This window comes from Phenylobacterium sp., from assembly GCF_030693805.1.
GTDB lineage: Bacteria > Pseudomonadota > Alphaproteobacteria > Caulobacterales > Caulobacteraceae > Phenylobacterium.
On record NZ_JAUXZW010000273.1, the window covers coordinates 1 to 23,846 of the forward strand.

Sequence of the window (23,846 nt, forward strand, 5' to 3'; positions counted from 1 at the left end):
AGGCCTCGCCCTGCTCGCGATCTCGGTCTTTTTCTGGTATCTGATCGGCCCCGGTGGGTTCACCGTTGGCGGTGAGGATCGCACCGTCGTCGACGCGCTCGTCGCGCTGGCCTTCGGCGCCTCGCTGATCTCGATCTTCGCGCGTCTGGGCGGCGGCATCTTCACCAAAGGCGCCGACGTCGGCGGCGACATGGTCGGCAAGGTCGAGGCGGGCATTCCCGAGGACGACCCGCGCAACGCGGCCACTATCGCCGACAACGTGGGCGACAACGTCGGCGACTGCGCCGGCATGGCCGCCGACCTGTTCGAGACCTACGCGGTGACCACGGTCGCCACCATGGTGCTGGCCGCGATCTTCTTCCGCGGCCTGCCGGAAGTCGGCGACATGATGCTGCTGCCTCTCGCGATTTGCGGCGTGTGCATCATCACCTCGATCATCGGCACCTTCTTCGTACGCCTGGGCAAGTCCAAGAACATCATGGGCGCGCTCTATCAGGGCCTGATCGTCACCGGCGTGCTGTCGGTGGCGGCGCTCTATTTCGTCATCACCAACCTAGTCACCGCGCCGATGACGGTGAATGGCGTCAGCTTTGACGCCATGAGCTTGTTCTGGTGCGGCGTCACCGGTTTGATCGTCACCGCCGCGATCGTGGTGATCACCGAGTACTACACCGGCACCGGGTTCCGGCCTGTGAAGTCGGTGGCCAAGGCCTCGGTGTCCGGCCACGGCACCAACGTCATCCAGGGCCTGGCGATGTCGCTGGAGTCCACCGCCCTGCCGGCGCTGACGATCATCGTCGGCATCATCGTCACCTACAACCTGGCGGGCCTGTTCGGCATCGCCATCGCCACCACCGCCATGCTGTCGCTGGCCGGCTTCATCGTCGCTCTCGACGCCTTCGGCCCGGTCACCGACAACGCCGGCGGCATCGCCGAGATGGCCGGCCTGCCGGCCGACGTGCGGGTCGCCACCGTCGCGCTCGACGCGGTGGGCAACACGACCAAGGCGGTCACCAAGGGTTACGCGATCGGTTCGGCGGGCCTGGGCGCCCTGGTGCTGTTCGCGGCCTACACCGAGGATCTGAAGTACTTCTCCACGACGACGGACGTGAACTCGTTCTTCTACGGCCTGGGCCACGTCGCCTTCGACCTTTCGAACCCCTACGTGGTGGTCGGCCTGCTGTTCGGCGGCCTGCTGCCGTTCCTGTTCGGCGGCATGTCGATGACCGCCGTGGGCCGCGCCGCTGAAAGCGTCGTGGACGAGGTTCGTCGCCAGTTCCGCGAGAACCCGGGCATCATGACTGGCGAGGTGAAGCCCGAGTACGGCCGCGCCGTGGACATCCTCACCAAGGCCGCGATCAAGGAGATGATCGTGCCCTCGCTGCTGCCGGTGTTCTCGCCGATCGTGCTGTTCTTCGTGATCACCGCCATCGCCGGCAAGGTGAACGGCTTTGCGTCCCTGGGCGCGATGCTCATGGGGGTGATCGTCACCGGGCTGTTCGTCGCCATCTCGATGACCTCGGGCGGCGGCGCCTGGGACAACGCCAAGAAGCTGATCGAAGAGGGTCACTACGGCGGCAAGGGATCCGAAGCCCACAAGGCGGCGGTGACCGGCGACACGGTCGGCGATCCCTACAAGGACACCGCGGGTCCCGCGGTGAACCCGATGATCAAGATCACCAACATCGTCGCCCTGCTGCTGCTGGCGATGCTGGCGCACGGCGTCATCGGCTGATCCGCAGGCCGCAAGGCCGAACACAAAAGCGCCCCGCGGAGCGATCCGCGGGGCGTCTTTCGTTTGGGCTGTGTGGCGTTGCGCTTAGCGGTTGTCGCCAGGGCGGGTGCCCGGGACGCCGTCGTCGTCGTCGCGCGGCAGCATGCCTCCAGCGCCCACGTTGCCCAGCAGCTGCTCCAGGATGGTCATCTCGCGGCCGCGGGTCGGCGTCTCGCGGCCGTTGAAGGCGATGACCTTGCCGTCCTTCAGGGTGAAATTGTCCACCGCCTCCACCGCCTCGCTGTCCTTGTTGAAGGTGATGGCGGTGATGTTGCGGGCGGTGACCTGCGGGCGGCGGAACGCGACCCGCGCCTTGGTCTGATTGATATAGTACCAGACGTTGGGATCGAAGGTGGACTGGATCGACGGCGACCCCAGCTTGGTGCGCACGGTGGATTTGGTGTCGGTCCCGGCCTTCACGTCCTTCGGATCGGCGTCGATCGCCTGGAAGCCGGAATAGCTGGTGATCGGCGCGCACGCCGTCGCAGCAAGCAGGCTGGCGGCGAGCACGGCGTAGGCGGCGCGTCGAAACATCGGACAGGGGACCCGGTTCATTTACTGTGAGACTTTGACCTATCGCCCGCCGCCGCTTAGTTCAATGCCGCCTTAGCCCTGGGTTCGGGCGAAAACGAGGCTCAAACCGCCGCATGCTCCTGGAACGCTTCTTTCGGCCTAGGTCGGCCACCGCCGCCGGCCGTGCGCTGTACGCCGCCGCCGTGGCGCGTTCGCGCAATCCCGCGCTCTATGGGGCCCTGGCCGCACCCGACACCGTCGAGGGCCGGTTCGAGATCTACACCCTGCATGTGGTGCTGCTGCTGGATCGTCTGCGCGGGCAGGGGGCCGCGGCCGCCGACGTCTCTCAGGCGCTGTTCGACACCTATGTGAAGGCGCTGGACCATGCTTTGCGCGAGATGGGGGTCGGCGATCTGTCGGTGGGCAAGAAGATGCGCCGGCTGGGCGAAGCCTTCTACGGTCGGGTGAAGTCATACGCAGTGGCGTTCGAGAGCCTGCCGGATGTAGAGCCGCTGCGCGCGCTGCTGGTCCGCACCGTCTACGCCGAAGCCGAGGATGCGCCGGTGGATGCGCTGATCGCCCACGTGCTCGCCGAGCGCGACGCGCTGCTCGCGCGGCCGACCGAATCGCTGGTCGCCGGCGATGCTGGCTGGGTCGCCCCGTGACCGCCGCTTGGTCGGTGATGATGCGCCTGGGCGAGCTGTCGCAGGGCCCGCGAACCGTGATCCTCGAACCCGACGCCGAGCAGCGTGCGCAGATCGCCCGCCAGATCGACGTGATCAGCCTGCCGGCCCTGCGCGCCGAGTTGGAAGTCCGCCCGTGGCTGGACGGCGCCGAGATCCTCGGCCGCTTCCAGGCGCAGGTGGAGCAGACCTGCGGGGTCACCCTGGAGGATTTCGAACAGCCGCTGTCTGGGGCCTTCGAGGTCCAGGTGGTGCCGGCCGGCAGCCCGCACGCGCCGGACGAGGATTCCGAGATGGAGCTGGACCTCGAGGCGCCCGATCCGCCGGACGTCCTGGCCGGCGACGTCATCGACCTGGCGGCCTATGTGATCGAGCACTTGGCCCTGGAGGTCGATCCGTTCCCGCGCAAGCCGGGCGTGAGCTTCGAGTTCGACGCCGGGCCGGAAGACGACTCGCCGTTCGCCGTGCTCAAACGGCTGCAGGATCCAAAGGGATAGGCCTATCTATTTGGAAAATCATGGTTCGCGGGCGCGCTTGCATCGAGCCGGCCGCGTTGTATCGTCCCGCAGGGCAGGCGGCGAGGTCGCTGAGGGGGGACTTTGGGCGACGTCTTGAGCCAACCCCTGGTGATATCGGTCGACGCCATGGGCGGAGACCACGGTCCGCCGGTGACGGCGCCGGCGGTGGCCCGCGCGGCCACTTCGATGGGCCCTCATGTCCGCTTCCTGCTGCACGGAGACGAGGCGCGGCTGAAGGCCGAGCTCGCTCGGCTGCCGGCCTTGGCCGTCCGTTGCGAAGTGCGCCACGCCGACCGCGTCATCGCCATGGACGAAAAGCCCGCCCAGGCCCTGCGCCGCGGCAAGGGCACCTCGATGTGGAGCGCCGTCGAAGCGGTGAAAACAGGCGAGGCCACGGCCGCGGTCTCCGCCGGCAACACCGGCGCGCTGATGGCGATCTCCAAGCTGATCCTGCGGATGAGCGCCGACCTCGACCGCCCGCCGCTGGTCGTCGGCTGGCCCAGCGTGCGTGGGGTGACCACCTTCCTGGACGTGGGCGCCAACGTCGACTGCGACGCCGAGCGGCTGGTGGAGTTCGCGATCCTGGGCGAGGCCTACCACCGCGCGGCGCACGGCGTGGCGCGCCCGACCATCGGCCTGCTGAATGTCGGCTCCGAGGAGATGAAGGGCCACGGCGAAGTGCGCGAGGCCCACCGCATCCTGCGTGAGGGCCGTCTGGACATGAACTACCACGGCTTCGTGGAGGGCGACGACCTGACCCGCGGCGTGGTCGATGTGATCGTCACCGACGGGTTCACCGGCAACGTGGCCTTGAAGACCGCCGAGGGCGCGGCGCGGTTCATCAAGGACGAGCTGCGAGCGGCGCTGACCTCGGGCGTCATGGCGAGCGCGGGCGCGTTCCTGGCGCAGAGCGCCCTGCGCAGACTGAGCGAGCGGCTCAACCCGCCGCCGGCCGCGCCGCTGCTGGGCCTCAACGGCATCGTCGTGAAGTGCCACGGCGGCGCGAGCGAGCGCGATTTCGCCCTGGCGCTACGGGTCGCAGCCGATCTAGCGCAAAGCGACTTCGCGGCCGAGATCGAAAGGAATATGGGAAAGCTCCCGGCCGCTATGGCCGAGTCCCATCCTGCGCCCGGCGATGGAGCCAGTAGTTGAACACTGTAACGCGTAGCGTGGTCACCGGCGTGGGTGGCTATCTTCCCGACGAGGTGGTCACCAACGACGACCTCGCGAAGTTCGTCGACACGACCGACGATTGGATCGTCGAGCGCACCGGCATCCACGCCCGCCATCGCGCGGCGCCAGAGCAGGCGGTCTCCGACCTGGCGCTGGTGGCGGCCCAACGGGCCCTGGCTGCGGCGGGACGCACCGCTGCGGAGGTCGACCTGATCGTCGTCGGCACCACCACGCCCGATCTGACCTTTCCCGCTACCGCCACCATCGTGCAGCGCAAACTGGGCGCGCCGATCGGCGTCGCCTTCGATGTGCAGGCGGTATGCTCGGGCTTCGTTTATGCGCTCTCCGTGGCCGACGGCTTCGTGGCGCGGGGCCGCAGTCGCTGCGCGCTGGTGATCGGGGCCGAGACCATGACCCGGCTGATGGACTGGACCGACCGCGGCACCTGCGTGCTGTTCGGCGACGGCGCCGGCGCGGTCGTGCTGGAGCCCGGCGAAGGCAAGGGCGACACCGACGACCGCGGCGTGCTGGGATTTGCCTTGCGCGCCGACGGGACCAAGCAGGATCTGCTCTACGTCGACGGCGGGGTGTCGACGAGCGGCGACATCGGCAAGCTGCGAATGCAGGGCAACCAGGTGTTCCGCCACGCGGTGGTGAACATCTCCGAGGCCGTGCTGGCCGCCGCCGCCGACGCCGGCGTGGATGTCGCCGACGTCGACTGGTTCATCCCCCACCAGGCCAACCAGCGGATCCTGGAGGGTGTGGCCAAGCGCCTGGGCATCGATCCCGCCAAGGTGGTGTCCACCGTGGCCACCCACGCCAACACCTCCGCCGCCTCGATCCCGCTGGCCATGGACCAGGCGATCGCCGACGGCAGGATCAAGCCGGGGCAGCTCCTGCTGCTCGAAGCGATGGGCGGCGGGCTGACCTGGGGCGCCTGTGTGGTCCGCCTTTAGGCGACCGGCCAATGCGCAGCTAGAAGTCTTTGACCTGATGCGACATTCACGTCAGAAAGAGGCGGACGAGAGTCCGGGGCAGGGGCGAGAATGAAGGGCGCGACAGTAACGCGGGCCGACCTGTGCGAGGCGGTCCATGAGGAAGTGGGCCTTACTCGCCAAGATTGCGGCGAACTGGTCGAGCGCGTGCTCGAACTGATGACCCAGGCCCTGGAAAAGGGCGAACAGGTCAAGCTTTCCGGATTCGGCGTATTCCAGGTCCGCGCCAAGCGCGCGCGCATGGGCCGCAATCCCAAGACCGGCGAACCGGCGGCGATCGAACCCCGGCGCGTGATCGGCTTCCGCGCCTCCCAGGTCATGAAGGCGCGGGTCGACCGCGCCCTGTTGCGGTGAGGGCGCTCTAGCGCGTGGCCAAGGGCCCGGACGCCTTTCGGACGATATCCGAGGCCGCCGAAGAGCTGAACGTGCCCCAGCACGTGCTGCGATTCTGGGAGACCAAGTTCTCATTCATCCGGCCGATGAAGCGGGCCGGCGGCCGCAGGTTCTATCGGCCGCAGGACGTCGCCATCCTGCGCGGCGTGCGGTGTCTGCTCTACGAGGACGGCTACACCATCAAGGGCGTGCAGCGGCTGCACCGCGAGGAGGGGCTGAAACGCCTTGCCGCGGCGGGACAGGGCGATGCTGCGCCGTCGGCGTCGGTCGAAGCGATTCCCGACCTTGAAACCGCACCCGCCAAGGCGTTGGACGCCGGCTCGCGCGCACGCCTGAGCGAGGCGCTGGGAGCGCTGGAAGCGGCGCAGGCCAGGCTCGACGCCCTGCTGCGGCGCTGAGGCTGAGGACGCCCGCCCGTTTTAGCATTGCCGCGTTTTGCGCCCCTGCCTATAAGGGCCGGCCTCGCACAGAGGTGTCGGAGCGTAGCGCAGCTTGGTAGCGCACTTGACTGGGGGTCAAGGGGTCGCAGGTTCAAATCCTGTCGCTCCGACCATTGTTCTTAAAAGGAAATGTGGGCGTTCTTTAAGCCTCGCAGTTCCTGACAATGGTCGGCTGGATAACGCACCGTGTCGGTGGGGACGGTTCGAGCCGATTGTGGCGGCGTCGTTCATATGGCGCGGCGCCGATATCATGGCTGACCGATCATGGACCCAGGATCGCCAGCCTAGAGCCTGAGGCTGGCGTTCTCCTTGCAGCCGAGATAGCTCACCGCCGCATGATCCGCCTCGACAATATCTCCAAGCAGAACGGCCACCAGATCCTGTTCATCGAAGCCTCGATGAGCGTGCAGAAGGGCGAAAAGGTCGGGCTGGTCGGCCCGAACGGCGCCGGCAAGACGACGCTGTTCCGCATGATCACCGGTCAGGAGCAGCCCGATGACGGTCTGGTCGCGATCGATCCCGGCATGACGATCGGCTATTTCAGTCAGGATGTCGGGGAGATGTCGGGCCAGAGCGCGGTCGCCGCGGTGATGGATGGCGTCGGCCCGGTCTGCGCGCTGGCCGCCGAAATGTCCAGCCTCGAGGCGGCCATGGTCGATCCGGACCAGGCTCACGAACTGGACGCGATCATGGACCGCTACGGCGAGGTGCAGGGGCGCTTCGAGGAACTCGACGGCTATGCGCTGGACGCGCGGGCGCGCGAGGTGCTGGCCGGCCTGAGCTTCAGTCAGGAACGCATGGACGGCGATGTCGGTCTGCTGTCGGGCGGTTGGAAGATGCGCGTGGCGCTGGCGCGCATCCTGCTCATGCGACCCGACGGCATGCTGCTGGACGAACCGAGCAACCACCTCGACCTGGAAAGCCTGATCTGGCTTGAGGCCTTCCTCAAGTCGTATGGCGGCGCTCTGTTGATGACCTCGCATGACCGCGCCTTCATGAACCGCATCATCGGCAAGGTGGTGGAGATCGATGGCGGCTCGCTGATCACCTATTCGGGCGATCTCGACTTCTATGAGCAGCAGCGTGCGCTCGGCGAACAGCAGCGCCAGGCGCGATACGAGCGCCAGCAGGCCATGCTGGCCAAGGAAATCAAGTTCATCGAGCGGTTCAAGGCGCGCGCCTCGCACGCCGCCCAGGTCCAGAGCCGGGTCAAGAAGCTCGACAAGATCGAACGCGTTGAGGCTCCGCGACGTCGACAGTCGGTCCAGTTCGAGTTCAGGAGCCCGCCCCGGTCGGGCGACGACGTGATTAGCTTGCGCAATATCCATAAGGGGTACGGGGCCGAGCCGATCTATGCGGGCCTCGACTTCTTGGTGCGCCGAAAGGAACGCTGGTGCGTGCTGGGCGCCAATGGCGCCGGCAAATCGACGCTGTTGAAGCTCGTGGCCGGCGCCACCACGCCCGATCAGGGTACGGTCGGCATCGGCGCCAGCGTCAGGATGGGCTATTTCGCCCAGCACTCCATGGACCTGCTGGACGGCGAAGAGACGATCTTCGAGTCGCTGGACGGTGCGTTCCCCCATGCGGGCCAGGGTGCGCTACGCACGCTCGCCGGTTGCTTCGGCTTCTCCGGCGACGATGTCGAAAAGCCCTGCCGCGTCCTGTCCGGCGGCGAAAAGGCGCGGCTCGTCATGGCCAAGATGCTGTTCGATCCGCCGAACCTGCTGGTGCTCGACGAGCCGACCAACCATCTCGACATCATGACAAAGGAGATGCTGGTCGCCGCCCTGGCGGACTTCGAGGGCGCCATGCTCTTCGTCTCGCACGACCGCCATTTCCTGGGGGCCCTGTCGAACCGTGTGCTGGAGCTGACGCCCGAGGGAATCCATCAGTACGGCGGGGGCTATTCGGAATACGTCGCCCGCACGGGCCAGGAAGCGCCGGGGCTGCATCCGGGAGGTTAGCGACGCCGGGTTCTCGAACCGGCGCCCGCGGAGATGGCGCCATGTTCTAGGACGGTCGGCCGCCGGGAAGATCCGCTCTTGGACGCCGCGCTCGGCTCCCACCCTGCCCAGCGCCGGGGCTAGGCGATCGGCTTCAGCGCGATTTTCTTCTTGATCTCGGCGGCCGCCTTTTCGGCTTTCTTCCGGCGGTTGAATACTCTCTGCATGTAGCGCTGATCCTGCTCGGTCAGCGTCTTCTCCGCCTCGACGAACTGCTCGGTCTCTTCTTCGAGAATGTGGTCGAGATACTCTATCTTGAGCGCCGCGAAATGGGTGAGCCAGCCTGGCGCGGCGATGTCCCGTGCGGCGGCGTCCGCCATCAGCTTGTCCAGCTTGTGATGGTCGCCCACGGCGTGACGCGCGAATTCGGTGGTCTCGGGATTGCGCATGACGGTGGACCATAGCGCCTGCTCCTCGGCGGCGGCATGACCGTGGACGTCCCGAACGAATTCCTCGAACAGGGTCTTTCGCGCTGGATCGTGGGGACCAGTCGCATCGATCATCGCCAACAGCGCGCGATGCTTGTCGTGATCCACGACTAGGCGCCCGAAGATCGCAGGATTTCCGCGAAACTTCGTGGCGGGTGTTGAGCCAATCCGAACCGGCACGTCAGGAGCAACGGCGCGCGCTTGCGCGATCGCCGTGGCCTTCGCCTCAGTCTGCGCGGCTTGGCTCGCTGGTCTGGACATGGATGTTCCTTGAGACTTGTGGGGGCGGAGCAGATTCCGCGAAGCTCGACGGCTCAGCTCGCCAGCACTTGAGGAACGCGCGAGCCTGGTGAAAGCTGCGCTGTGTCAGACGCCGCGCGTCCTCAATGGCCAAGCAGACCCTTTGCCGAGGTCGCGAGTCGACTGCGCCAGGTCGACGTACACCTGGACAGGCGCCGAGACTCACCAAGTGGAGTGAAACTTGCAGGCCGACGACCTCGTCGTCGATGTCGAGCGGGGGTGGAGGGAGTTTTGAACGCTTCTGGGCGAGTCGAAACGGTCAGCGTCATCATGCCGACGTTCAACCGCGGCCGCTTCCTGCGTGAGGCGATCGATAGCGTGCTTGCGCAGTCCCATGCCCCACTCGAGGTGCTCGTCGTGGACGACGGATCCACCGACGACACCCGGGCGATCTGCGCGTCCTACGGCTCCGCCATCACCTATCTGGCATCGGAAAACAGAGGCAAGTCAGCGGCCATAAACCTGGGTTTGAACGCCGCCGCCGGCGACTTCATCTGGGTGATGGACGACGACGACATCGCCCCGGCCGGCGCGCTCGCCGGCCTGTTGGCGCCCCTGCTGTCGGACGCGTCGCTGGGCTTTTCGTTCGGGCGGCTCAGGGCGTTCCGCGACACCGCGCGGGGTCGTCGCTGGGCGCCGGTGGCCGCTCCGCCCGAGGACGGCCGCTCGCTCTTCGTACGGCTGATGGAAGACTGCTTCATAACCGGCCAGCCCTGCACCCTGATACGCCGCGACTGTTACCGCGCGATCGGACCGCTCGATGAGACGATCGTCGCCTCGGTGGACTATAATATCCTGCTGGCGGTCGCCCGGCGTTTCCAGGGCGCGGCTATCGATGCGGTCGTGGTGCTGCAGCGCCAGCACGACGGCGCGCGAGGACCGGCGCGCTTACGGTACAAATCGCATCAACGGACGCACCGCTGGCGGACTTTCGACCGTCGGATCGTCGGTGAGCTTCTCCCGACGCTTTCGGCGGAGGAGTTCCTTGGCGAAGCGCCGAGCGGGCGGATGCTTTCGCCGCTCGAGCATCGCCGCGCAAGTTTCCAGCGGGCGGCGATCGCCGGCCGAAAGGAACTGTGGGATGCCGCCGTCGCGGCGCTCGTCGCGGGTCGGCAGGTCGCCGCGGACCCCACTCTCTCGGCGCTTGAAAGCGAGATTCTGGGCCAGACGTTGGGGTCGCGCTACGGGATCGACGTGCTGCTGCGCGATCGCGGCCTCCAGCGCGGCCTGGTGTCTGCGGCGGGCGCGGGCGACACGGGCCGCGAGATCCGCCTAGCCCTGGCGCGGCCGCTGACCTACCGGATCCGGCACGCGCTGCTGAACGCAGACGCTATCCGGCTGGTGCTGAACCTCTCCGCCCTGGTCCGGCTTTGCGGCGTGCGGCGAGCGGCCCGACTGACGCTCGCGGCCGCCTCTCGCAGGTTCGCCCGATGGCGCGCGCGCCGCTCAGTCGGCGCGCAACAGTTCGCCCAGCAGACGACGATCACCACGCAACCCGGCCGCGCCCGCAGCGGCTAGGCGGCGCGTGCGAGCCGGCGACAGCAGGAAGAGCACGCCCAGATGGACGGCGGCCCCGAGCGTCGTCAGCCCCGCGAGCAGCGCCCACGGCGGCACGACGACCAGGGACTGAACGCCGAACAACGTCATGGCCATCACGCCGGCGGCGACCAGGTCGCGCCAACCGAGTGTGATCTGGCGGTGCGCCGGATAGCCGGTCACGCGCTGGACGAGCCATGCGCCGACCCACCAGGTGACCAGGCCGCGAAGCAGGAGGGCGCCAGCGACCGCGCTCAGGCTCCATGTGGCGGCGAGCGGCGTCAGCACCGCAACGCTGACCAGGCCAAGCGCCACGAGGGCGAGCTGCAGGTCGGGCCGTCCGGATCCACTCAGCACTGCGCCGTTGAAGGACGCGGTCGCGGCCCGGATGCCGAGCAACAGCATGATCTGGATGCAAGCGACCGCGGCGCGCCAGTGCTCGCCCAACAGCAGCGGCACCGCCAGCGGCGCCAAGGCGGCGGCGCCCAGGAAGGCTGGATAGGCGACGAATGCGGTGATCCGCGACGCAGCACCGAGGGTCGCATGCATCGTCGTGCGATCGTCCCTGGCGGCCGAGGCCACCGACAGCGCGACCGCGTTGAACGGTGCGATGAGCACCGCCGCGCCCTGCTGAAGGATGCGGTTCGCGAGATTGAGATAGCCCAGCGCCTGAGCGCCCAGCAAGACGCCGACGATGAACCGCGGGGCCGCCGCGTCCACCTGGACCAGTAACCGGGTCGCCAGGGTCGTCAGGTTGAATCGCGCCAGTTCGCGCAGCTCCGGTCCGACCCGCGGACGTGCGGGAAGCCAGCCCGCCAGGGCGATGAACCCGGCCGCTCTGACGGCGCGACGTGCGGATTCCATGCCGACCAGCGCCCATACGCCGAAGTCCGCCAGCGCCAGGCCGAGGCCCACGAACGCGGCGATCGCAGCGCCGCTCGCGTCAACTGCGGCTATGGCCTTGAACCGAAGGTTCCGCTGCAGCAGCGAGGCTGGCGTCGACCCCAGCGCGAGCAGGATCAGGGTCGCGGCGTAGACCGGCGCGAGCGTCTTGAGTTCATCACGCCCGAACAGGGCGGCGATCCAGGGCGCGAGCGCGACAATGGCCGCAAAATGCACCAGCGCGCACGTCAGCTCCAGCCAGAACGTGGCGCTGGCGTGTGCTGGCCGCAGGTCACGCCGCTGGATGAGGCTCTCGCTCAGGGGACCGCCGACCACCACCTCGGGCAGCGCCAGCACGATCACGGCCATGCCGTAGAGGCCAAAACTGTCCGGGCTCAACAGGCGGACCATCACCAGGAACGACCCGGCGCCGATCAGTAGATTCAGCCATTTGGCGAGCGCCGCCCAGCCCGCGGCGCGTCCGGCGTGGGCGAGCAGTCCGGGCTGTGCCGGATGGCTCAACGTCCGGCCGCGGCTTGCCGGTCGCGCTCGTAGCGGCGGGCGATCGCACTGGCGAGCCGCTTCAGCGGCGGATAGAGCAGGCGCGTTCCCCGCTCGCGAAAGCCGTGGCGCCGGCCGAGCACGGGCGCCCTGGCCAAAAGCGGCCTGAGCACCCCGTCGGGCAGACGCCAATCCATCAGTGAGCGGCGCAAGGTTACGAAGCCGCCATCGCGCAGGCCCCACTTCTGCTGCAGGCGATCGATGCTCTGGTCCTCCCATTCGCGCGACCAGCGAAGGATGAAGTACGGCAGGTCGTACAGGCGCAGCGGATGTCGCCGCGAAGGATAGAGGTGGGTGACCACCGCCTTGGGCTCGAACCAGATCGATCCGCCCGCCTGCAGCGTGGACAGCGAGAAATCGAGATATTCCTTCACCGAGATCACGCTGGCGTCGAGCGGGCCGATCGCCTCGAAGATCGACCGACGAACGAGGCAGCAGTGGAACTCGCAGAACTGGGTTTGCGTCCTCTCGAGCTCGCCAGCCACAGAGGCCAACAGTTCGCCCTGCAGCACGATGTGTTCGTTGAAGTCTCTTTCGCCGAAGGGGGTCTGATTGAACGCCGCCAGATCGACGAAATCTCCGCCCAGGTGATGCACCTGCTGGTGCAGCGGCACGCCCTGGCAGGTGAGAGGCGCGACGATCGCAGCGCCGGTGGCCTCGGCGCACTCGGTCATCGCCCCCAGCCACCCGGGGCTGAACATGACGTCGTTCTCGACGAGGGCGACGAAGGGCGTTTGTGACCGCGACACGCCGAGGTTCCTGGCCTCGTTTGGCGCGAGGAAGCGGTCCTGTGCGATGTGCTCGAAACCGCGACGTCCGGCCTCGGCGTCCAGCCAGCGCCGGATCGCGCGTGGGGCGCCGCCGGTCACATAGATCAGCCGGAAAGGCTCGCCGGTGTTTTCGTACAGGCTGTCCAGCGACGCCTTGGCGAGACTGAAGCGGTCGCGCTGAATGACCACTATGGTCACCGCAGGCTCCGGCGTCGGCGATTCAACGGACATGGGTCGCGGCCTCCGCCGTTGGACGACTGGAGCGCGCTAGGGTCGCTGCATATGCGCCAAGCGCGCCCTGGGTCGCCACGTCGATCGAGTGATGGGCGGCGATATGCGCGCGTCCAACCGCCCCCATCCGTTCCCAGTCCGAGTGGCGGGAAAGGAGGTCGCGCAGGCCCTGGGCGATCGCGTCGGCGTCGGCCTCACGCACCATGACGCCGGCGTCGACGCCCCCCACCAGCTCGGGTATCCCACCGTGGTCGGTGGTGACGAAGGGACAGCCGCAGGCCATCGCCTCCTTCAGCGTATTCAAAGGGCCGTCCTGGTCGCCGTTCGTCGCCGTCGTCGACGGGGCGATGAAGATGTGCGCCTCGTCGAACGCGCTGGCGATCTGGTCGTGTGTGGCCGCGCCGGTGAAGGTGATGCGATCCGACAGGCCTTCTGCGCGCGCCTGGGCCTCGAGCTCAGCATGCAGCGGCCCGTCGCCCATGATCACGAACCGCATGTCCAGCCCGTCGCGCGCGAGGGCCGCGACGCCGCCGATCGCATGGCGCAATCCTTTCTTCTCCACCAGGCGGCCCACCGAGAGCAGGTTCACCGGCTCGCCCGGCGACCATCGACGCGCCTTGAACGGGAATGAGGCCAGGGCGACGCCGCAGGGGAAGATCGCGAACCGATCGGCGGGCGCGCCCAATCGGAGCGCCCGATCGCGGAAATAGTCGCAGTCGGCGGCGAACCCGTCGGCTTGCTCAAACACCCGGTCGTAGACGCCCTCGCCGCGCTCCTGCACGACGTTGGAGATGTCGTAGCCGCGGAAATGCACGAACACCTTGCCTGACAGGAACCCGGCGTTGCGATGGTTCAACACTGTGTCGGCCAGGGTGGCGAACTGGCAATGCAGGATGTCGTAGCGGCCGCGCCGCCTGAACATCGCCGCCTCATGCAAGGTGGTGAGGTCGCCAGCCTCGCGGCCGAAGGTCGAGCGATCCAGCGCCAGGGCCGCTGTCAGCGGATGCGCGGAGATCAGTTGGGCGGCGGCGAGCGGGCTTGCGGCCAACCGACGGCGAGGGTGCTCGCGATGCCGCATGACGCGCGCGTGGCGCTCCAGGCCGTACTCGCTCACCAGGGCATGACGTCCATGCCGCGCGTCGCCACGCCCGACCATGGCGTAGATATCAACCGCATGGCCGGCGTCGATCAATCCGGCGGCGGCGTTGGTGATGAACGCCTCCGAGACCACCGGGAATCGATTGACGAAAAAGGCGATCCGCATCCCCACACCTGCTTGCCGCGCATGGCACTACGGCGCGCGCTGTCCGATATCGTCCAGCAGGTCGCGGCCGCGCTTATCGTAGTGCAATTCATGTGCCTCGCCGCGCCTGCCTGAACTAAGCTGTGATTGTGATCCGCCGATCCCGGATGATCGAAACTGTCTGTCGTCGCCCGGGAGGTGTCGTGGCGCTCATCGAGACCGGACCCGCGCGATGGCGGCCTTCGCCGCGCCTGCAGAGGTTCAGCTGGGCGCTCTTCGATTGGGCGAACCAGCCTTACTTCACCCTGGTCGGGGCTTTTCTGTTCAAGCCGTACTTTGCATCCACCTACCTGGGCGATCCCGTGCGCGGCCAGGCCCTGATCGGTCTGGTCGGCGGCAGCGCCGCGGCGGTGATCGCCGTCCTCAGTCCGGCTTTCGGCGGCGCGCTCGACCGGGGCGGTCATGCGAAGCGCTGGATCGTCGTCTTGTCGGTGCTGTTCGCAGCCGCCTGTTGCGGGCTGTGGTTCGCCGAACCGGGTCGGACCGACCGGCTGCCGCTGGTGATGGCGTGCATGATCGGCGCGGCGATCCTCGCCGAGCTGATGATCACCGCCAACAATGCGATGATGAGCCATCTGACGACGGCGCAGGGCGTCGGCCGCCTCTCCGGCGGGGCGGTGGCGCTCGGGTTCGTCGGCGGTCTCGCTGCGCTGTTCGTCTATCTGCTGCTTTTCAACGTCATGAACCCGCCGCTGTTTGGTCTGGACAAGCAGACCTACGAGCCGCAGCGCGCGGTGGGCGCGTTCTGCGCCGTCTGGTTCGTGCTGTTCGTCACGCCGATGCTGTTGTGGACGCCGGATCGGCCGGCGGGTCCTCAGGTCAAGGGGGCGAGCCTCCGATCGATCGTCCGGTTGCTGCGCCAGCGCCCGGTCCTCACACGGTTCCTGCTAGGCCGCATGCTGCTCGGCGACGGCCTCAGCGCCGCCGGCGTTTTCGCCGGGGTGCTGGCGACGGGGCTGTTCGATTGGGGGACGGCGGAACTTGCCACCTACGCGGTGCTGCTGATGACCATGTCTGGTCTCGCGGCCTGGTGCGCCGGCCAGGCGGACGACCGCTGGGGTCCCAAGGCGATCGTCATGCTTTGCGTTACCGGCCTTTGCATCGCGGTCGCCGGCGTCGGCCTGGTCTCGGCCGACCGCCTGGCTTTCGTCTTCCCCATCACGCCGCCTACGCCAGGCGACGGCTTCCTGGCGACCACCGGGGAACGGATCTTCATGTCGCTGGCCCTGCTGATAGGCCTGTCGGCCGGACCGCTCTACGGGTCGCTTCGCAGCTGGCTGGTCCGGCTTTCGCCGGCCGACGAGACCGGACGCTGGTTCGGACTGTTCTCGTTCTCCAGCAAGGCGACGGCCTTTGCGGCGCCCTTGATCATCGGCGGGCTGACAGCGTGGCTGGGCGACCTTCGGGTGACGATCCCCGTGGTGCTCGCCTTCCTGGTCGCAGGCCTGATCTGTCTGCGAAGAGTGCCGGAGGGCGTCCGCGTGGCCTAACGGCGGATGCTCAATGAGATCCCTACCACGCGCGGATCGCCGGCGATGTAGGTCGGCAGTCCGAAGTCCTCGCCGCCGTCGCCAGACTCCTTCACGTAGTGCTGATCGAACAGGTCGGACGCGAAGACGCCGGCCGACCAGCGGGCCGCGTCTGGCGTGTCGTCGAGGCGAAGATCGGCGATCCCGTAGCCGCCGTGATATCCGTCGAAGCCGATCGGCGTGACGAAGGCTCCGATTACCAGGGCCGGCTTGGAGTTGTCGTCGGTGAAGTAGGTCTTGCTGACGTAGCGATATGTTGGAAGCAGCCGCACGCGTCCGCCGAAAACAGGCGCCTTCGCCTCGACGCCCAGGGTCGCCGCGTGTCGGGGCTGAGCGCCAGGTGGTCGCCGCTGTACAGGCCTTCGCGGAATCCTGCAGGTCTGCGTGGGCCCGCCGCTCTCCGCCGCAGGCGCGGCTTTCGGACTCTTGATGTTGGCGTTCGAGTATCGCGGCGCGTTGGCCCACAGGCTGCGGGGTCTGAAGACCCGGCTGGCGAAGCAGCGAGCGACCTGACGTCGCCCGCGAGTCGAAGCGGTCCGCCGCGCTCGGTTGGTGGATACCGTAGGCGGCAGCCCGCCACAGCTTGGAGCCGGATGTGGTCATTGCGCTTGCTGAGTGTTGGGAAACGGGGCCTTAGGAACAGGCGAGGCGGGCTGGCAGGCTACAGCCATGGCGCGTTTCGCTGGATGTCCAACGCTTCACCGCCACCTCCGGCTGCCGTCCAGGACCGCGACATGTTCTCCAAGTCATTGATGTTGCTCTGTGCATCGATGTTCTTGGCCTATGCCGGGCAGGCGATCCTGACGCCCATCATACCGATCTACGTAAACAGGCTCGGCGGCTCCACATCGGTTGCGGGCTTCGCCCTCCTGGCGTTCGCTGCACCGAGTTTTCTGGTGCGGCCGATCCTTGGGCCAATGGCCGATCGCATCGGCCATGCCGTCATGCTGACGTTCGGCGTGATCAGCCTCGCGCTCGCCGGCTTAACCTTCTTCATACCCTCGCTGATCGCCCTGTTCATCGGATCGGCGGCGCGAGGCCTGGCCTGGGGCGCTTTGAATATCGGCGGCTATGCTCACCTTGCCACGGCCGCGCCGCCGGATCGGCGTGGAGAGGCGACGGGCTATTTCTACAGTGCGATCACCGGCGCGTTCGTCGTCTTCCCGGCGCTCGGCCTTTGGCTGATGAACGGCGGCGGCGGTCCGGTCGCGGTGTTTGCGACCTCCTTCGCCGTGACCGCGGTGGCGATCCCGATCGCTCTGAGGATGCGTCGGCGGGAACTGGCGGACAGGCGTGCGGCGCCGCCGGAGCCGGAAACCGCGTCTGCGCCCGCAAGGGCAAGCGCGCTGAACCGCGGTATCGTCATCGCGATGGTGTTGAGCCTCTGCCAGACGCTTCCAGCGCCTGCGATCGCCGCCTTCCTCCCCCTCTTCGCGCAGAAGGAAGGCTTGGGCGACGTCAGCATGTACTACATCGTTTCAGGCATTCTGATCGTGTTGATGCGATTTGTGCTTGGAAAACGCGCCGATTCCTTGGGGCAGGGCACGCTGATCGCCGTGGGTTTTGTCGCGCAGACGATTGGACTCATCATGATCTGGCGCGGCCATACTCTGCCGATTGTGCTTGTGGGCGCGATCATTGCTTCGATTGGCCCGGGGCTGATCGGGGCGGCGACGACGACCCTGGCGATGGACGCAGCGCCGCCAGAGCGCCGCGGCCAAGCCATGGCAATATTCACGATGACGTTTCAGATCGGCGCCGGCCTGGGCTCAGTCTTCTCTGGCATGCTCGCTGATCTGCTTGGCGTCCGCGACATGTATCTGGGGTCGCTGGCGATCAGCCTCATCGGCACGATATTCCTTGTCGCCGTGTGGAAAACCATGCCGCGACCGGTGCGGTAGCCAAGGCGGCGGAAGGCCTCGGCGCGGACGTCTGGCCCCTCTTCGATCGCACATGCCGCCAGCCCCAGCGCGTTCACGAATTTGGCAGCGATAGTGCGGGGGTCCGGCCCCGTCATGGCATCTTGGAGCCGACCTTGTTGAACGTTCCCGCTACCTTCGGGCCGAGCGTGGTCAATGCGGCGACCAGCACCAAGGCGATCAGTCCATATTCGATCGCCTCGCGCCGCCGTCACCGGATCGCACGGCCAGGCCAGCGTCCTCTACAGGCCGTGCGACCCGTGGTGGGCGGCGATGCGCCAGCCGTCTGGCGTGCGGACTTGGGTCTGCAGGAAGCGGAAATCGCGCGACTCGCCGCCGTCGCGGACGATCGCGCCGATCATCGCCACCACCACGACATCGTCGCCTTGCGGTCGCACCGTCACATCACGGAAGACGATCGTCGAGTTCGAGACGTTGGCCTGGAAATAGCCGCGCACGCCATCCTGGCCGAGGTTCAGCCCGCCGATCCCGCCGATGAAGATCGCATCTGGCGTGTACAGCGCGGCGATCGCATCGGCGTCGCTGCGGCCGAATCCGTCGGCCCATTTGACGAGAATCGCGTCGACGTCGGCGGTCATAGGCTGTTTCCTGGGATGGAGCGGTCGCAGCGGCCGTCCTTGATCCAGCCTTTAGCCGATAGGACCACCGGCTCCCACACCAACTTCACGTAAGGCGGGTGACATCGCTCGAGCCCGCGACCTATTCATCGCCACTGAGCCACGGCCGCGCGCCGACGGGAAAGAGGAAACGCCGGATGACCTACGCGACGCTGAAGTACGAGGTCGAGGACAGGGTCCTGACCCTCACCTTGAACCGGCCCGAGCAGCTCAACGCCTTTACGGTGGAGATGGCCAATGAGCTGGTCGCGGCGTTCGAGCGAGCCAGCGAGGACGACGCGGTGGACGCGGTGATCGTCACCGGCGAGGGCCGCGCCTTCTGCGCCGGCATGGACCTGTCCACCGGCGGGAATGTTTTCGGCCTCGACGAGGATCAGAGCCCGACGCTGGCGGACCTGCACGAACGGTTGGACGATCCGGCGATCTTCGATGGCGTGCGCGACACCGGCGGTCGGGTGACCTTGGCGATCTTCAACTGCAAGAAGCCGGTGATCGCCGCGATCAACGGCCCTGCCGTGGGCATCGGGGCGACTATGACCCTGGCCATGGACATTCGCATGGCCTCGGACAAGGCGCGGATCGGCTTCGTGTTCGGGCGCATCGGCATCGTGCTGGAGGCCTGCTCGAGCTGGTTCCTGCCGCGCATTGTCGGCGTTCAGCAGGCGATGGAGTGGATCTACACCGCAGACATCCTCGACGCGCAGGAGGCGCTGCGCGGACGTCTGGTGCGCTCGGTGCATGCGCCGGATGCGCTGATGGCCGATGCGCGCGCGCTGGCCCATCGGTTCATCGACGGCAAGTCGCCCGTGGCCACCGCCATGGCGAGGCAGATGCTGTTGCGAAACTCAGCCCAGACGCATCCGTTGGAGGCCCATCGCATCGATTCACTGGCGATGTTCTACGCCAGCGTCGGCGACGGTAAGGAGGGCGTCGCCGCGTTCCTCGAAAAGCGCACCCCCGACTTCAAGGGCGTGGCCTCGAAGATGCCGCCGTTCTTCGACGAATGGGTCAGCGGCCGCGGTTCATCCAGCTGATCAAAGGCAGGATCGGCACGCCCCAGCCCAGGCCCGCGATCACATAGAAGCCGAGCTGGATCGCCCAATGCTCCGGGAGGCGTTCGCCGATCGCCGCCATCACGCCGATGTAGCCCACCAGGAACACCAGGATCGCCAGCGTGCCGATCAACTTTCGTACGCGTGCGGTCAAGCTCAGGCTCCAGTTGTGCGGTGGCGGGGCAGGGGCGGGCTTATAGCTTCCGCCCGCCCGCCGCGCCATGGCGCAGGCGCGGCGTGGACCGGTGGCGCTTTCCAGGCTAGCGGGTGGCCAAAGTAAAGCCTTCAAGAGCCGCGACGTTCATCCATGACTTCTTTCCTGCGTTCGGACCGCTCCCGCCCGGTGGCGGTCTGGCTGTTTGCGGTCGCGGCCCTGGTGCTGGCGATGGTCGTCGTCGGTGGCGCGACCCGGCTCACCGGCTCGGGCCTTTCGATCACCGAATGGAAGCCGATCAGCGGCGTGCTGCCGCCGATGTCGGACGCCGCCTGGGCCGCCGAGTTCGCACGCTATCGCCAGATCCCGCAGTACGCCGAGGTCAACCGCGGCATGAGCCTGGCCGCCTTCCAGTCGATCTACTGGTGGGAATGGGCGCACCGGTTGCTCGGGCGGCTGCTGGGCGCAGCCTTCCTGGCGCCGTTCATCTATTTCCTGGTCCGCCGCCAGCTGCCGAACCGGCTGATCTGGCGCTGCGCAGCGCTGTTCGTGCTGGGCGGACTGCAGGGCGTCGTCGGCTGGTGGATGGTGGCGAGCGGGCTTGCGGATCGCGTGTCGGTCGCGCCCGAGCGGCTGATGGTCCACCTGGGGCTGGCGTTCGCACTGTTCGCCGCCCTGATCTGGACCGGGCTCGACGCCTGGGCGGGGGGAGTGCGCCAGTCCGCGCCCAGCCGCTGGACCCGCTATGCTGGCGTGCTGTTGGCGATGGTCTATCTGCAGGTGCTGTTGGGGGCGCTGGTGGCCGGCAACGACGCCGGCTTCGCCTACAACGACTGGCCGCTGATGAATGGCGCATTCTGGCCGGCCGACTACGCCGGCGCCGGCCTCTGGGCGACCATCGCCCACAGCCAGGCCGCCGTGCAGCTGCACCATCGCCTGTGGGCCTATGCGCTGGTCATTGCAGCCTTGGTTTCGGCGGTCGGCGCCGCCCGCTCGCGCTACTTGGCGACCGAGACCAAGGCCCTGGCGATTGCGGTCGGCGCGGCCGTCCTGCTGCAGGCGTTGCTGGGGATCGCCACGCTGATGATGGCGGCGCCGATCGGCATGGCGATCGCCCACCAGCTCGCCGCCGCCCTGCTGGTCGCGCTCGCCGTCGCCTTCGCCTGGCGCGCGCGCCGACCTTAGGCGGGTTCAGCCCTGGAATTTGCCCCAGGGCCCGGTGATCGCCAGGGTCATCCCGGGCAGGTAGATGTTGACGAACAGGGTCGAGCCGCCCGGCGAGAAGCACGCCCCGGCAAGCTCGGAGTTCGCGCCGACGTCGCCGTCGCCCAGCTCGGCGTTGCGGCCGAGGGTGTAGATCTTGCCCTGAGGCGTCACCCCGCGCAGGTGGTTGAGGGCATTGGTGGCGCGATCCTCGCAGACCACCAGGTGGCCGTTGGGCGCGACGGCGAGGTTGTCGCACATCTCCATCACGCGCAGGTCCGTGGGCTCCACAAACAACTGCAGGCGGCCGGGCGCGTCGGCCTCGCCGGGCTTCCCTTCATGCTGGCTCGGCTGATAGCGCATGATCTGCCCCGCGCCGATCGGCCCGCCGGTGGTGCAGGCGAAGTACAGCTCGCCGTCGCCGAAATGGACGCCTTCGCCGCGGGCGAACCAGGCCGCGCCTTTGGTGTGACTGCGGAAGCGCAGGTCCTCGGCGCTGTTGTCGGTTCCGTCCAGGTCGATCCAGCGCACGTCACGCCAATCGCCCACGCTCCAGTAGCGGGCCTCGCGGTTGCGCGGGTCGGCGTCTGCGCCTTCGCGGAACCCCAGGGCCTGCAGCCTCCCGCCGGCGTGCAGTCGGCCAGGCGTCTGCGGCAGGAACCGGTAGAACAGGCCTTGTCCGTCCGGCTCGTCCTCGGTCAGGTAGACGATCCCTGTGCGCGGATCGACCGCCGCCGCCTCGTGCTTGAAGCGGCCCAGGCCGGTGATCGGCGCGGGCTCGGCGATCCCGCGTCCGCGCGACGGCACCTCGAACACCCAGCCATGGTCCTTCTGCGCCTCGACCCCTTTGGCCTGGACCGTCTCCTCGCAGGAAAGCCACGAGCCCCAGGGCGTGATCCCGCCGGCGCAGTTGGTGCTGGTGCCGGCCAGACTCAGGTGATGCGAGATCAGGGCGCGGCGGCGCACGTTGTAGACCAGGGTGGTGGTCCCGCCGGACATCGGCAGGCCGTCGTCGGTGCGGTCGTAGATGCGGTCGGCGGCGACCCGTCCGGCCAGGCCGCGGCCGGGACCGAAGGCGCTTCGCTCCCGGTCGGCGGGCTTCAGCTCGTGGTTGCGGACCAGGATGACCTCGTCGCCGTCGCCGGCGAAGCAGCCCATGCCGTCGGTCTTCCAGGGCGTGAGCAGACCATCGCTCATCCGATCGCCGGCCCGTGAGACGACGGCGTAGGAGAAGCCCTCCGGCAGATCGAAGAGGCCCGCCGGGTCGCTTCGCAGCGGTCCATAGCCCGGGACTTCGTTCGCATAGGGATAGGCCTCGTCTACGGCGCTCACATCGGTCGCGCGGGCGAAGCGGGCGAGACCGGCGTAGGCGGCCGTTCCGGCGGCGGCGCTCAACAGTCTGCGGCGCGAAAGGGACAAGGCGGACTCCGGGCGAGACGGGCGACCGCCCTTAATGCGGGGCTTCCGGTACAGTATGATGACAGGTCCAACGCGTGTGCAAACCGGACGTGGTATTATATTACCGTATGAAATTTATTTTGTATTTTCAAAGCATTGCCTGAAGGTCGTGCATCCGGTGTTGACAGTTCGCGCCGGGTGTCGGATATGCGCGCCCTCTCAGGCCGGGCGCGCTCGGCGGATCTCCACGGACAGTTTCTCCCATGCAGAAGACCACGGCTTCTCTGAAGCCCGCCGAGGTCGAGAAGAAATGGATCGTGATCGACGCGGAGAACGCCATTGTCGGCCGTCTCGCTTCGTTCATCGCCATGCGTCTTCGCGGCAAGCACCGGCCCGACTACACCCCTCACGTTGATTGCGGCGACTTTGTCGTGGTGGTCAACGCCGACAAGGTGAAGTTCACCGGCCGCAAACTCGAGCAGAAGACCTACTACTGGCACACCGGCCATCCGGGCGGCATCAAGGAACGCACCGCGGGCAAGATCCTCGGCGGCCGTTTCCCCGAGCGGATCCTGGAAAAGGCCGTTGAGCGCATGCTGCCCAAGGAGAGCCCGCTGGCTCGCCGGCAGATGACGCACCTGCGCATCTACAACAGCGCCGAGCATCCGCATGAAGCGCAAAGCCCCGAGACCATCGCGTTCGCCGGTATGAACGCCAAGAACGTGCGGAGCCAATAATGTCGGACACCTCCACCACCCAGGGTTCGGGCTTCGAGGCTCTCCAGAGCCTGTCGTCCAACCCCGACGTCGAAGTCGTCCGCGAACCGCAGATCGACGCCCAGGGCCGCTCCTATGCGACTGGCAAGCGTAAGAACGCCATCGCGCGCGTGTGGATCAAGCCCGGCAAGGGCACGATCACGATCAATGGCCGCGACCAGGAGATCTATTTCGCCCGCCCCGTGCTGCGGATGATGATCGCCCAGCCGCTGCAGATCGCTGACCGCCTCGGCCAGTTCGACGTCGTCGTCACCGTCGAAGGCTCTGGCCTCTCCGGCCAGGCCGGCGCGGTGCGCCACGGTCTGTCCAAGGCCCTGACCTACTATGAGCCCGGCCTGCGCGCCGTGCTGAAGCCGCACGGTTTCCTGACCCGCGACAGCCGCGTGGTCGAGCGGAAAAAGTACGGCAAGGCCAAGGCCCGCCGCAGCTTCCAGTTCTCGAAGCGCTAATCCGCGCAGCGATTACTCGCGACTTCGGATCAGGGCGCTTCGGGAAACCGGAGCGCCCTTTTTCATTCTCGGATGCAGACATGACCCACACCATCTTCATCGACGGCGAAGCCGGCACAACGGGGCTCCAGATCCGCGACCGGCTGGCGCGCCGGAGCGACCTGGAGGTGGTCTCCATCGATCCCGCCCGGCGCAAGGACGCCGACGCCCGCGCGGAATTGCTGA

24 protein-coding genes, 1 tRNA gene and 1 pseudogene are annotated in these 23,846 nt (G+C 67.5%); 17 read left to right on the forward strand and 9 right to left on the reverse strand.

Features of this window, described 5'->3' with window-relative positions; all coding sequences use genetic code 11:
- Positions 1-1,735, forward strand: a 1,735-nt coding sequence (locus Q8M88_RS10500; RefSeq protein WP_305597112.1) for a sodium-translocating pyrophosphatase, incomplete at its 5' end; no start/stop codon positions are given.
- Between the two features lie 84 nt (positions 1,736-1,819).
- Here the strand turns inward: Q8M88_RS10500 and Q8M88_RS10505 are convergent.
- A complete protein-coding gene (locus tag Q8M88_RS10505; RefSeq protein WP_305597113.1) occupies positions 1,820-2,308 on the reverse strand; it encodes an outer membrane protein assembly factor BamE in 489 nt (162 codons plus the stop codon).
- 113 nt (positions 2,309-2,421) lie between these two features.
- On the opposite strand from Q8M88_RS10505, the gene Q8M88_RS10510 reads away from it, so the two are divergent.
- From Q8M88_RS10510 to Q8M88_RS10545, 8 genes are all read left to right on the forward strand, one after another.
- The gene (locus tag Q8M88_RS10510) at positions 2,422-2,952 is read left to right on the forward strand and encodes a ubiquinol-cytochrome C chaperone family protein (protein ID WP_305597114.1); all 531 of its coding nucleotides are present in this window, start codon (positions 2,422-2,424) and stop codon (positions 2,950-2,952) included.
- Complete coding sequence (locus Q8M88_RS10515; protein WP_305597115.1) at positions 2,949-3,467, forward strand: DUF177 domain-containing protein; 519 nt, start codon at positions 2,949-2,951, stop codon at positions 3,465-3,467. Before Q8M88_RS10510 ends, Q8M88_RS10515 begins: the two co-directional genes overlap by 4 nt.
- 114 nt (positions 3,468-3,581) lie before the next feature.
- Positions 3,582-4,640: a phosphate acyltransferase PlsX gene (gene plsX, locus Q8M88_RS10520; RefSeq protein WP_305597116.1), complete on the forward strand. Its 1,059-nt coding sequence runs from the start codon at positions 3,582-3,584 to the stop codon at positions 4,638-4,640.
- Positions 4,637-5,617, forward strand: a complete 981-nt coding sequence (locus Q8M88_RS10525; protein WP_305597117.1) for a beta-ketoacyl-ACP synthase III — start codon at positions 4,637-4,639, stop codon at positions 5,615-5,617. Before plsX ends, Q8M88_RS10525 begins: the two co-directional genes overlap by 4 nt.
- Positions 5,618-5,707: 90 nt before the next feature.
- On the forward strand, positions 5,708-6,010 hold the full coding sequence (locus Q8M88_RS10530) for an integration host factor subunit alpha (RefSeq protein WP_305597118.1): 303 nt from the start codon (positions 5,708-5,710) through the stop codon (positions 6,008-6,010).
- Positions 6,011-6,024: 14 nt separating this feature from the next.
- The gene (locus tag Q8M88_RS10535; protein ID WP_305597119.1) at positions 6,025-6,447 is read left to right on the forward strand and encodes a MerR family transcriptional regulator; all 423 of its coding nucleotides are present in this window, start codon (positions 6,025-6,027) and stop codon (positions 6,445-6,447) included.
- A 78-nt stretch (positions 6,448-6,525) separates the two neighbouring features.
- Positions 6,526-6,602, forward strand: a tRNA-Pro gene (locus Q8M88_RS10540).
- 222 nt (positions 6,603-6,824) lie between these two features.
- Positions 6,825-8,453: an ABC-F family ATP-binding cassette domain-containing protein gene (locus tag Q8M88_RS10545; RefSeq protein ID WP_305597120.1), complete on the forward strand. Its 1,629-nt coding sequence runs from the start codon at positions 6,825-6,827 to the stop codon at positions 8,451-8,453.
- 119 nt (positions 8,454-8,572) lie between these two features.
- Here the strand turns inward: Q8M88_RS10545 and Q8M88_RS10550 are convergent, their stop codons facing one another.
- A complete protein-coding gene (locus tag Q8M88_RS10550) occupies positions 8,573-9,028 on the reverse strand; it encodes a hemerythrin domain-containing protein (RefSeq protein ID WP_305597121.1) in 456 nt (151 codons plus the stop codon).
- A gap of 423 nt (positions 9,029-9,451) precedes the next feature.
- Here Q8M88_RS10550 and Q8M88_RS10555 point away from each other — a divergent pair, with 423 nt between their 5' ends.
- Positions 9,452-10,738: a glycosyltransferase family 2 protein gene (locus tag Q8M88_RS10555; protein WP_305597122.1), complete on the forward strand. Its 1,287-nt coding sequence runs from the start codon at positions 9,452-9,454 to the stop codon at positions 10,736-10,738.
- Here the strand turns inward: Q8M88_RS10555 and Q8M88_RS10560 are convergent.
- From Q8M88_RS10560 to Q8M88_RS10570, 3 genes are read right to left on the reverse strand one after another with little or no spacing between them, the layout of a single operon-like run.
- Positions 10,667-12,160 (reverse strand): oligosaccharide flippase family protein, encoded by a 1,494-nt coding sequence (locus Q8M88_RS10560; protein WP_305597123.1) that lies wholly within the window; start codon positions 12,158-12,160, stop codon positions 10,667-10,669. The two genes, Q8M88_RS10555 and Q8M88_RS10560, sit on opposite strands and share 72 nt — an antisense overlap.
- Positions 12,157-13,200: a glycosyltransferase family 2 protein gene (locus tag Q8M88_RS10565; protein WP_305597124.1), complete on the reverse strand. Its 1,044-nt coding sequence runs from the start codon at positions 13,198-13,200 to the stop codon at positions 12,157-12,159. Before Q8M88_RS10565 ends, Q8M88_RS10560 begins: the two co-directional genes overlap by 4 nt.
- Positions 13,190-14,464, reverse strand: coding sequence for a glycosyltransferase (locus Q8M88_RS10570; RefSeq protein WP_305597125.1), 1,275 nt, complete (start codon positions 14,462-14,464; stop codon positions 13,190-13,192). The genes Q8M88_RS10565 and Q8M88_RS10570 overlap by 11 nt, the downstream gene beginning before the upstream one ends.
- 182 nt (positions 14,465-14,646) lie before the next feature.
- Between Q8M88_RS10570 and Q8M88_RS10575 the strand changes: the two genes are divergently transcribed.
- Complete coding sequence (locus Q8M88_RS10575) at positions 14,647-15,993, forward strand: MFS transporter (RefSeq protein ID WP_305597126.1); 1,347 nt, start codon at positions 14,647-14,649, stop codon at positions 15,991-15,993.
- Here the strand turns inward: Q8M88_RS10575 and Q8M88_RS10580 are convergent.
- Positions 15,990-16,304 (reverse strand): hypothetical protein, encoded by a 315-nt coding sequence (locus tag Q8M88_RS10580; RefSeq protein WP_305597127.1) that lies wholly within the window; start codon positions 16,302-16,304, stop codon positions 15,990-15,992. The two genes, Q8M88_RS10575 and Q8M88_RS10580, sit on opposite strands and share 4 nt — an antisense overlap.
- A 462-nt stretch (positions 16,305-16,766) precedes the next feature.
- Here Q8M88_RS10580 and Q8M88_RS10585 point away from each other — a divergent pair, with 462 nt between their 5' ends.
- Positions 16,767-17,933, forward strand: a complete 1,167-nt coding sequence (locus tag Q8M88_RS10585) for an MFS transporter (RefSeq protein ID WP_305597128.1) — start codon at positions 16,767-16,769, stop codon at positions 17,931-17,933.
- 260 nt (positions 17,934-18,193) lie between these two features.
- Here the strand turns inward: Q8M88_RS10585 and Q8M88_RS10590 are convergent, their stop codons facing one another.
- The gene (locus Q8M88_RS10590) at positions 18,194-18,550 is read right to left on the reverse strand and encodes a nuclear transport factor 2 family protein (protein WP_305597129.1); all 357 of its coding nucleotides are present in this window, start codon (positions 18,548-18,550) and stop codon (positions 18,194-18,196) included.
- A 176-nt stretch (positions 18,551-18,726) separates the two neighbouring features.
- Here Q8M88_RS10590 and Q8M88_RS10595 point away from each other — a divergent pair, with 176 nt between their 5' ends.
- Positions 18,727-19,623, forward strand: coding sequence for a crotonase/enoyl-CoA hydratase family protein (locus tag Q8M88_RS10595; RefSeq protein WP_305597130.1), 897 nt, complete (start codon positions 18,727-18,729; stop codon positions 19,621-19,623).
- Here the strand turns inward: Q8M88_RS10595 and Q8M88_RS10600 are convergent.
- Entirely contained in the window at positions 19,598-19,795 is a 198-nt protein-coding gene (locus Q8M88_RS10600) for a DUF2842 domain-containing protein (protein WP_305597131.1), read from the reverse strand. The two genes, Q8M88_RS10595 and Q8M88_RS10600, sit on opposite strands and share 26 nt — an antisense overlap.
- Before the next feature lie 153 nt (positions 19,796-19,948).
- On the opposite strand from Q8M88_RS10600, the gene Q8M88_RS10605 reads away from it, so the two are divergent.
- Positions 19,949-20,980: a COX15/CtaA family protein gene (locus Q8M88_RS10605; RefSeq protein WP_305597132.1), complete on the forward strand. Its 1,032-nt coding sequence runs from the start codon at positions 19,949-19,951 to the stop codon at positions 20,978-20,980.
- Between the two features lie 6 nt (positions 20,981-20,986).
- Here Q8M88_RS10605 and Q8M88_RS10610 read toward each other — a convergent pair whose 3' ends face one another.
- Entirely contained in the window at positions 20,987-22,417 is a 1,431-nt protein-coding gene (locus tag Q8M88_RS10610) for an alkaline phosphatase PhoX (protein WP_305597133.1), read from the reverse strand.
- Positions 22,418-22,659: 242 nt separating this feature from the next.
- Between Q8M88_RS10610 and rplM the strand changes: the two genes are divergently transcribed.
- The 3 genes and pseudogenes from rplM to Q8M88_RS10625 all read left to right on the forward strand — a co-directional run.
- Entirely contained in the window at positions 22,660-23,133 is a 474-nt protein-coding gene (rplM, locus tag Q8M88_RS10615; protein ID WP_305597134.1) for a 50S ribosomal protein L13, read from the forward strand.
- Positions 23,133-23,621: a 30S ribosomal protein S9 gene (gene rpsI, locus Q8M88_RS10620; RefSeq protein ID WP_305597135.1), complete on the forward strand. Its 489-nt coding sequence runs from the start codon at positions 23,133-23,135 to the stop codon at positions 23,619-23,621. The genes rplM and rpsI overlap by 1 nt, the downstream gene beginning before the upstream one ends.
- Positions 23,622-23,701: 80 nt before the next feature.
- A pseudogene (locus Q8M88_RS10625) lies at positions 23,702-23,846 on the forward strand (N-acetyl-gamma-glutamyl-phosphate reductase); the annotation flags it as partial.

Bases quoted from the DNA above. Each gene is read 5' to 3' on its own strand.
- Q8M88_RS10605 (WP_305597132.1), top strand. From the start codon at position 19,949: ATGACTTCTTTCCTGCGTTCGGACCGCTCCCGCCCGGTGGCGGTCTGG.
- Q8M88_RS10505 (WP_305597113.1), bottom strand. From the start codon at position 2,308: ATGTTTCGACGCGCCGCCTACGCCGTGCTCGCCGCCAGCCTGCTTGCT.
- Q8M88_RS10565 (WP_305597124.1), bottom strand. From the start codon at position 13,200: ATGTCCGTTGAATCGCCGACGCCGGAGCCTGCGGTGACCATAGTGGTC.
- Q8M88_RS10530 (WP_305597118.1), top strand. From the start codon at position 5,708: ATGAAGGGCGCGACAGTAACGCGGGCCGACCTGTGCGAGGCGGTCCAT.
- rpsI (WP_305597135.1), top strand. From the start codon at position 23,133: ATGTCGGACACCTCCACCACCCAGGGTTCGGGCTTCGAGGCTCTCCAG.
- Q8M88_RS10570 (WP_305597125.1), bottom strand. From the start codon at position 14,464: ATGCGGATCGCCTTTTTCGTCAATCGATTCCCGGTGGTCTCGGAGGCG.
- Q8M88_RS10510 (WP_305597114.1), top strand. From the start codon at position 2,422: ATGCTCCTGGAACGCTTCTTTCGGCCTAGGTCGGCCACCGCCGCCGGC.
- Q8M88_RS10590 (WP_305597129.1), bottom strand. From the start codon at position 18,550: ATGACCGCCGACGTCGACGCGATTCTCGTCAAATGGGCCGACGGATTC.
- Q8M88_RS10545 (WP_305597120.1), top strand. From the start codon at position 6,825: ATGATCCGCCTCGACAATATCTCCAAGCAGAACGGCCACCAGATCCTG.
- Q8M88_RS10585 (WP_305597128.1), top strand. From the start codon at position 16,767: ATGTTCTCCAAGTCATTGATGTTGCTCTGTGCATCGATGTTCTTGGCC.
- Q8M88_RS10595 (WP_305597130.1), top strand. From the start codon at position 18,727: ATGACCTACGCGACGCTGAAGTACGAGGTCGAGGACAGGGTCCTGACC.
- rplM (WP_305597134.1), top strand. From the start codon at position 22,660: ATGCAGAAGACCACGGCTTCTCTGAAGCCCGCCGAGGTCGAGAAGAAA.